Origin of the sequence: Sporosarcina sp. FSL K6-3457 (assembly GCF_038007285.1) — a bacterium.
In the GTDB taxonomy this organism is placed as follows: Bacteria; Bacillota; Bacilli; order Bacillales_A; family Planococcaceae; genus Sporosarcina.
The window spans coordinates 624672-632500 of sequence record NZ_JBBOWX010000001.1 but is presented as its reverse complement, the minus strand read 5'-3'; the positions used below and the strand labels follow the sequence as shown (position 1 = coordinate 632500).

Annotated in this window: 6 protein-coding genes and 1 riboswitch (1 of these 7 only partly in view); all 6 genes read right to left on the bottom strand. The window is 36.7% G+C overall.

The genetic code is table 11. The features are described 5' to 3' along the window. Positions 1-786, bottom strand: partial view of an NCS2 family permease gene (locus N1I80_RS03110; RefSeq protein ID WP_340736502.1) — the 5' portion only. The gene continues 549 nt to the left of window position 1, outside the view; only the first 786 of its 1335 coding nucleotides appear in the window; the start codon lies at positions 784-786; its stop codon lies beyond the left edge, outside the window. 97 nt (positions 787-883) lie between these two features. Beyond that, positions 884-985, bottom strand: a riboswitch (purine riboswitch). A gap of 900 nt (positions 986-1885) precedes the next feature. After that, positions 1886-2638, bottom strand: coding sequence for an iron ABC transporter ATP-binding protein (locus N1I80_RS03105; protein WP_340736501.1), 753 nt, complete (start codon positions 2636-2638; stop codon positions 1886-1888). Next, a complete protein-coding gene (locus N1I80_RS03100; protein WP_340736500.1) occupies positions 2635-3699 on the bottom strand; it encodes an iron chelate uptake ABC transporter family permease subunit in 1065 nt (354 codons plus the stop codon). Before N1I80_RS03100 ends, N1I80_RS03105 begins: the two co-directional genes overlap by 4 nt. Further along, positions 3696-4709, bottom strand: a complete 1014-nt coding sequence (locus tag N1I80_RS03095) for an ABC transporter permease (RefSeq protein WP_340736499.1) — start codon at positions 4707-4709, stop codon at positions 3696-3698. The genes N1I80_RS03100 and N1I80_RS03095 overlap by 4 nt, the downstream gene beginning before the upstream one ends. A gap of 22 nt (positions 4710-4731) precedes the next feature. Continuing rightward, positions 4732-5790, bottom strand: coding sequence for a siderophore ABC transporter substrate-binding protein (locus N1I80_RS03090; RefSeq protein ID WP_340736498.1), 1059 nt, complete (start codon positions 5788-5790; stop codon positions 4732-4734). A 679-nt stretch (positions 5791-6469) separates the two neighbouring features. Further along, positions 6470-7804, bottom strand: coding sequence for a glutamine-hydrolyzing GMP synthase (gene guaA / locus N1I80_RS03085; RefSeq protein ID WP_445683632.1), 1335 nt, complete (start codon positions 7802-7804; stop codon positions 6470-6472). Positions 7805-7829: the final 25 nt, after the last annotated feature.

Genomic DNA, 7829 nt, shown 5'->3' with positions numbered 1-7829 from the left:
GAACGTAATGACAATGACAAGAAATTGTGCCGTAAACAAAGAGGCCGGATCTTGGAATATTGCATCGAATGCAGCACCGAATGTTGGCGCTACGCTCGGTACTTTGTCGACAATCTTTTCCGGTAGAGCAATCAAACCGGCAATCATACCTACAATAGTCGTTGTAATCATACCATAAAAGATTGCACCATTGATTTTGCGTACCATCATAATAACTGTGATAACAAGGCCAAATATAGCTAGTAAAGTTGGGCCACGTGAAAGATCACCGAGCGTTACCAATGTATTTGGATCAGCAACAATGATTTTTGCATTTTGAAGTCCGAGAAATGTAATAAAAAGCCCAATCCCAGCACCTACTGCAAATTTAAGTTGCGTAGGGATTGCATTAATAATAATTTCGCGTAATCCCGAAAGTGATAAGACAATAAAAATAAGACCTGAAAATAACACACCTGTTAAAGCTGTTTGCCATGGAATACCCATCCCTAATACAACAGAAAAGGCAAAAAATGCGTTCAGCCCCATGCCTGGTGCCAATCCAATTGGATACCTTGCAATAAGTCCCATAAATAGCGATCCTACGGCCGCTGCAAGCGCAGTCGCTACAAATACCGCACCTTTGTCCATGCGCATAGCGTCTGGTAAATCGGGGATTGCATCAAGCGACAACATCAGTGGATTGACGACAAGGATATACGCCATCGCTAGAAATGTAGTCAGTCCCCCGATAATTTCACGACGATAGTTCGTACCTAACTTATCAAACTCGAAATACTTTTTCATTTCAACCGTCCTTCAAATAAAATTTTCAAAAAATAAAAATGGGAAGTATACGCTGTTGCACCGTATACTTCCCAATAACAAAACCAATCGGAAGGGATACCCTCTCCGATGGAATCGTAGTCGAGACATTTAAGGTGTCTCGGTAGAAACTTCCGGGCCATATCCCCGATTTTATACGATAACTTCTATTTTATTCCCACTCAATAGTCGCTGGTGGCTTAGTCGTTACATCATAAAACACGGTTGATGTGCGGAACTTTTCTTGTAATTCATGCTATTCTCATCCTCAATTGTAGCAGGTGAACCCTCACTTTACAATGAACAACTCACTTCGTCTGAGTGCAACAGGTCACTTAAATATGACAAAATAGCTACCACAATATTGAAAGCCGCCCCCTCCATAACCTCTACTCAACTTAAAAGTCATATGTCATTTTAAAAATTAAATCTTGTAATCAACAGAATGTTCATTCACCCAAATAATATATCATTACCTTAAGAGGTCTACATAGTGAAAGTTTCCTTTCAAATTTCCCTATTACTTTTATCTGCGTAAATTCTGTCCGTCGCACAAAAAAGACGCTCATTTTAATTGAACGTCTAACAATTATGGAATCTATTTAAGTAAATGCTATTATTCTATTGTGTTCCGACACACCAAATCAATTACTCTCGTCGGCAAATATGCAATATTTTCGTTCCAACCCCAATAACTTCCGAGTCATCTTTTTATTAGATATTTATGTATTTTGTAGATGCAATTCGTTACTTATGTATTTATCCATAAGTGATATATAATCTAGACTACAGATTTCTTCTGAAATAAATCCTAGTTCGGTATACTCAAAGTTAGAATACACGCTCATTCTCCGTGACACTTAAAGATGACAATTCCTTCGCAAACATATCTTTTGTGATGCCATAAAAATCATTTTTCCTAGCAAGGTAATTCGATACCATAGACCAGTCAAAAATAAGGTTTGTAGTCTGAGGTATGTAACAGCAAATCTGCAATTGTCGGATAGTTATTGTCATCTTGAACAGCTTTATCAATCATAGTAGCGGTAAATATTTTTCTAGGATGCTTCAAAAATCACAACTAATAGACAGCTATCGGACCATAAGGACCATCGATAATCTCTATTTTCGTCTCAAAAATATCTGTCAAAATTTCCGGGTCCATAATCTCTTCTACTGTTCCAAAAGCAGCAATTTGTCCATCTTTCATAGCACAAATCCGATCAGAATATTTGGCTGCAAAGTTTATATCATGCATAACAGTCAGAATTGTTCTTCCAAATTCATTAGCAACATGCCTCAAATGCTCCATCATTTGAACAGAACGAGCAACATCAAGATTGTTCAACGGCTCGTCCAAAAGTACATATTCAGTCTCTTGGCACAAAACCATCGCTACATATGCCCTTTGCCTTTGACCACCAGAAAGCTCATCTAAATATCTATTTTCCAGTTCAGTTAAGCCTAAAAAATCGATATATTTAGAAATAATAGCCTCATCCTCTTTCGTTAATCTTCCCTTTGAATAAGGAAAACGTCCAAATCCAGCTAATTGTCTAACAGTAAGCCTCGTTACAAAATGATTTTCTTGTCGCAAAATAGTCAAAACTTTTGCTAAGTCTCCTGATTTAGTACCCGAAACATCCATATTCGCCACTTCGATTTGACCTTCATCCATATCCAAAAGTCTTCCAATCATTAAAAGTGTTGTAGACTTTCCAGCACCATTTGGTCCAATTAAAGAAGTAAGTCCAGCTTTTGGTACTTGAATATTCAAAGGTCCTATTTCTACCTCATCATTATACGCCTTTTTAACATTATCAATTTTTATCATAGAGACCTCTTCCTTAAAATCACGATTAAGAATATTATTCCGCCAACCAATTCAATAATAACTGAAACTACACCTTGAGCATTGAATACATGATACATTAAAAAGTATGCACCTGTTATTATCAAAAATCCTATAGCAAGAGCCATTGGAAAAACATATCTGTGATCATAAGTTGGTGCCGCTTGATAACTCAAAGTTGCAACTAAAAATCCATAGAAAGTAAGTGGTCCAACCATAGCCGTTGAAATTGACATCAAAATAGCAACTAATATAAGAACATAAATCATACTAAATTGATGATTAACTCCAAAAGAAGTAGAGACATCCTTTCCAAGTGACAAGACATTTAATCTCTTAGAATAAGCAAATAGAAATAATGCTATAATTAGTACAATTGGAATTACAAAAGGGAAATATTCAGCATCCGCATTATTGACAGAGCCAAACAATCTTGCCTGCAAAATATCAAACTCAGATGGCGCAAGAACTCTTCTCATAAAAGTTGACACAGATCTTAGCCCAGTTCCAATAACAATTCCAACCAAAAGCATAAGTTGCAAATTCCCGTACTTTCCAGAGAGTAACCATCCATAAAGTATCAAGCTCATTAAGACCATAACAGCAACTTGAAATGCAAATGATCCAACACCACTAAAGTTTATCAAAGCACCCGCACCAAAGAAAAATATTGTACTCGTTTGAATGGTTGAGTAAAGTGATTCAAAACCTAAAAGCGAAGGTGTTATAATCCTATTATTCGTAATCGAGTGAAAAGCAACGGTCGACAAACTCTGACAAATTGCTGCAATAATCATTGCAATAAGAGCTTCCATCCTTCTTCTAACAACGGGGATAAAAGAAGGTGAATCCACTGGAACCGGATTATTATAAACTAATAGCCCATACGAAGAAAGTGCGCCCAAAGCTATCAATGCTATCAACAAAATCCAATAACGTTTTTCTTCTTTTTTAGAACGAAAAGCTCTAGCTGATCTATTTCGATTATGGAGGCTAGAATCGATTTCGACATTTTCTTTATTTCTATATTCCAATGCGTTCATCCTAGGCTTCTCCTTTGTCTCAATAAAATAACGATAAATACGACTGCCCCTACTGTTCCAAGTATCAAAGACACAGGTACTTCAAAAGGCATTATAATTGTCCGAGAAATGATGTCAGAACCAGTTATAGCAGCCATTCCTACCAGACATACCCACGGCAAATTACTCCTAAGATCATCGCCCCTAAACATTGAAACAACATTTGGTACAATTAAACCTAAAAAAGGTAAGTTCCCAATAACAGCTGCAACAATTCCGACTGCAACAGCAATAAGACCCGTACCAACAAGAACAATCCGATTATAATTTACGCCAAGGCTTGTCGCAACATCTTCCCCTAGTCCTGCTAAAGTCAATCGATTAGCATAAATAAAAATAAGAATCGTGATGATAACAATTATCCATAAAAATTCATATCTTCCAACTTGAACTGGTGCGAATGAACCTACAAACCAATTTTCAATATTTTGCGTCATTTGAAAAACGAGTCCAACAAAAGTAGACACTGCAGAAATGACTGCTCCAAGCATCATCCCAATAATCGGAACAATTAAAGACGAACGAAGTTTAACCCTTCTTAAAAATAAAAAGAAAATCATCGTTCCTATAAAAGAAAAAATGATTGCACCCATCATTCTTTCAACTAAGGTTGGTGCAGGAATTAATAAATAAACAAGAAGAAGTCCCAAACCCGCCCATTCAATCGTTCCTGTTGTTGTAGGTTCAACCAAACGATTCTGTGTAATCAGTTGCATGACGAGCCCTGCCATTGACATGGCAGCTCCGGTAAGCATTAGGGCAGCCGTTCTTGGAACACGAGTAATGAAAAACATTTCCATCCCATCTTCTTGTCCTCGTATATCATAAACTCCAGTAAACAATGATATAACACCTAAAATACCAACAATTAAAATTGCAACTATAAAAGGTTTTGTCCATATTTTATTATGTTTATAACTTTGGGGCTGAGAATTCTCAGCCCCGGTTATTTTTTGTATTGTATTTTTCATCGCTGCGCTATACTCCTTGGTACTACTTAGCTAAAGCCTTTGAAATCTCTTTAAATAGCTCTATAAAAGTTTGTATTGATTCATTTGTGTAAGTATCCGCTGGTGCATAAACGACCTGTCCTTCAGTAACAGCTGTTATGTTTTGAAGAGCTGGCGAATTTTCGATAACATCCTTAGCAGGAACTAAATCTTCTGTAGAAGATACTGCTGCATCACGATCTAGTACGAAAATCCAATCAGGATTACTTTGTGCAATCGCTTCAACAGAAATATCATCGCCTTGATGATCTGTAGAAGAATTGTCAATTTCTAATGCTGAAGTCCATCCAAAGATTTCATACAATGGTCCCCAAACACGTCCAGAATGAGGAGCTGCAAAACCAATATCTCCACCAGAAACGATAACACTCATAATTGTATCCGTTCCATTATATGCAGACTTAGCATCTTCGATAGCTTGGTCAAAATCAGCTGTTAATTTTTCAGCCTCTTCATTTTTTTCGAAAATTTGTCCCAGAGCGATTGTAATATCCTTAAATCCGTTTGCTAAGTTCTCTCCAGGTGTATCAGTTTCCTTGGAAACATCAATATTAATATCAATAACGACTGCATTTGGTACTAATTTTTTTATATCTTCATAAAAGCCAGCAAACCTTTGACCAACAATTACAAGCTCAGGATCTACCGCTGCAATAATTTCAAGATTTGGCTCACGGTGATTTCCAATATCTTGAACTGACTCATCACTTACATATGGTGAATCCGCAGGCATTACAGCCTTTGGAGCAGCTGCCAATTCAATTCCCCAATCAGATAACGTTTCAAACGTTCTATTATCCAAAGCAACTACATTCTTAGGATTTATAGGAACAATAACAGTTCCGTGAGCATCAGTGATTTCAACCGTTGTAGGCTCAGCAACCTCTTCACTTTCATTATCTTCAGTAGGTTTTGCAACCTCTTCACTTCCATTATCTTCAGTAGGCTTTGGCTCTTCATTACTTGAACTTGAGCAAGCTGCTAACATCAAACTCAATACCGCCATAATACCAACTAATTTCAAAAATAGAGATTTCTTCATACATATCCTCCTATTATATAAGCTTGATAGACAAGCAAATTATTGAATTGGTGAAATTAATATCATTATGCTATATTTTATATGCTATCTAATATAACAATCTTTATTCCACTATTGTACATAGCGACAACACAAAATAATAATGATAATGATTCTCAATCTCAACATTCTCGTTTGAGTATATCAAATCAAAAAAGTATTATCAACTACTTTTGATAACTTTAATTTTTTAAAACTTAAGTGTTCAAATTTCGTACATAAATAAGGCACTTCAATCCAGGTGATTCTAAAGTGGAGTAACCTAAATTAACAAGACAATCTAAATCACCTTCGGAGCAGCACACTTATAAGGCCTAAGGGATTTCTATATGTAAAATTTAATTCGTTATGCAACTAAGACATAATTGAGCAAGAAATTACCTATTTAAATCATTATAAAGAACGTATCCAAGAAAAATTAGGCTACCTAACACCTATAAAATATGGTGTTAAGTAGCCTAATAAGGGTGTTTTATATGTGTATCATGTCGCTATATCAATCTAATATCCCACGTTTTTTGTTTGTTCTCTATGGCGGTATCTTAGCTAAGAACATATTCATCTTTAATTGCTTTATCTATTTGACGTGCCATTGAAATGCAGTCAAATCAGCCTTTTCACTTTAAATGCTTTTAGTGAATTATTCCCATTCAATCGTGCCGCCTGGTTTCGGAGATAGGTCGTAGCACACGCGGTTAATATTTTTCACTTCATTAATAATCCGATCAGTAATTTTCAGAAGGATTGGCCATTCGATTTGTTCAATCGTTGCTGTCAACGCATCTACAGTGTTTACTGCACGAATAATGACTGGATATTCATATGTCCGCTCATTGTTGCGTACACCGACAGATTTGAAGTTCGGCACAACCGTAAAGTACTGCCAAACCTTTTGGTCTAATCCTGCGAGTGCAAATTCTTCACGTAAAATAGCATCTGATTCGCGTACTGCTTCTAGACGATCAGGCTCAATTTCCCCTAAAACACGCACACCTAGACCTGGTCCTGGGAATGGTTGGCGATAGACCATATCATGCGGAAGACCTAACTCAACACCACACGCACGTACTTCATCTTTGAATAATTGGAATAACGGCTCCACTAATTCAAATTGCATATCTTCTGGAAGCCCTCCAACATTATGGTGAGATTTGACGACTTTATGTGTTTTCGTGCCGGATTCTACGATATCCGGATAGATTGTTCCTTGTGCTAAAAAGTCAATCCCTTCAAATTTGCGCGCTTCTTCTTCAAATACGCGAACAAATTCATTGCCGATAATTTTGCGTTTTTCTTCTGACTCGCCTACCCCTTTTAGCTTGCCTAAGAAACGTTCACTTGCATCCACGTAAACAAGGTTTTCTTCTAAGTCTTTTTCGAACATTTTAATAACGCCCTCAGACTCGTTTTTACGCATTAAACCATGGTTTACATGCACACAAACTAATTGCTTGCCGATTGCCTTGATTAATAATGCTGCAACAACAGACGAATCTACACCGCCAGAAAGAGCTAATAATACTTTCTTATCGCCTATTTGTTCACGGAGTAAAGCAACTTGGTCATCAACGAAATTTTTCATATTCCAGTTCGCTTCCGCTTTACATGTATGGAAAACGAAATCTTTTAACACTGCTTTCGTTTCTTCTTCACTTGGCCATTGCTCTAGCACTTTCAATGCTTTTGTTGATGGGTGGTTTACGCTAATGACCGGAATATTTAAAGAGTAAATTTCATCTAATACATCAATTGCTTCGCCATCAATGATATTATTTTTACCACCATTTAAAATAACCCCTTTTACCGTTTTTAACTGTTCAATATTTTGAGCTGTAATGTCATGGGGATGAATCTCACTATACACACCTAGTTCACGAATCCAACGGGCAATTGTTGTATTCTCACTACTACCTAAATCCAATACTAAAATATTATCCTGTTTCAATTCGATGCAACCTCCTCTTAATCCTACCATTCTACCCTTTTCCGGCTGTTTTACC

Coding starts and splice junctions, on each gene's coding strand:
- N1I80_RS03095 (WP_340736499.1), bottom strand. CDS start 4,709: ATGAAAAATACAATACAAAAAATAACCGGGGCTGAGAATTCTCAGCCC.
- N1I80_RS03105 (WP_340736501.1), bottom strand. CDS start 2,638: ATGATAAAAATTGATAATGTTAAAAAGGCGTATAATGATGAGGTAGAA.
- N1I80_RS03100 (WP_340736500.1), bottom strand. CDS start 3,699: ATGAACGCATTGGAATATAGAAATAAAGAAAATGTCGAAATCGATTCT.
- guaA (WP_445683632.1), bottom strand. CDS start 7,804: ATGGTAGGATTAAGAGGAGGTTGCATCGAATTGAAACAGGATAATATT.
- N1I80_RS03090 (WP_340736498.1), bottom strand. CDS start 5,790: ATGAAGAAATCTCTATTTTTGAAATTAGTTGGTATTATGGCGGTATTG.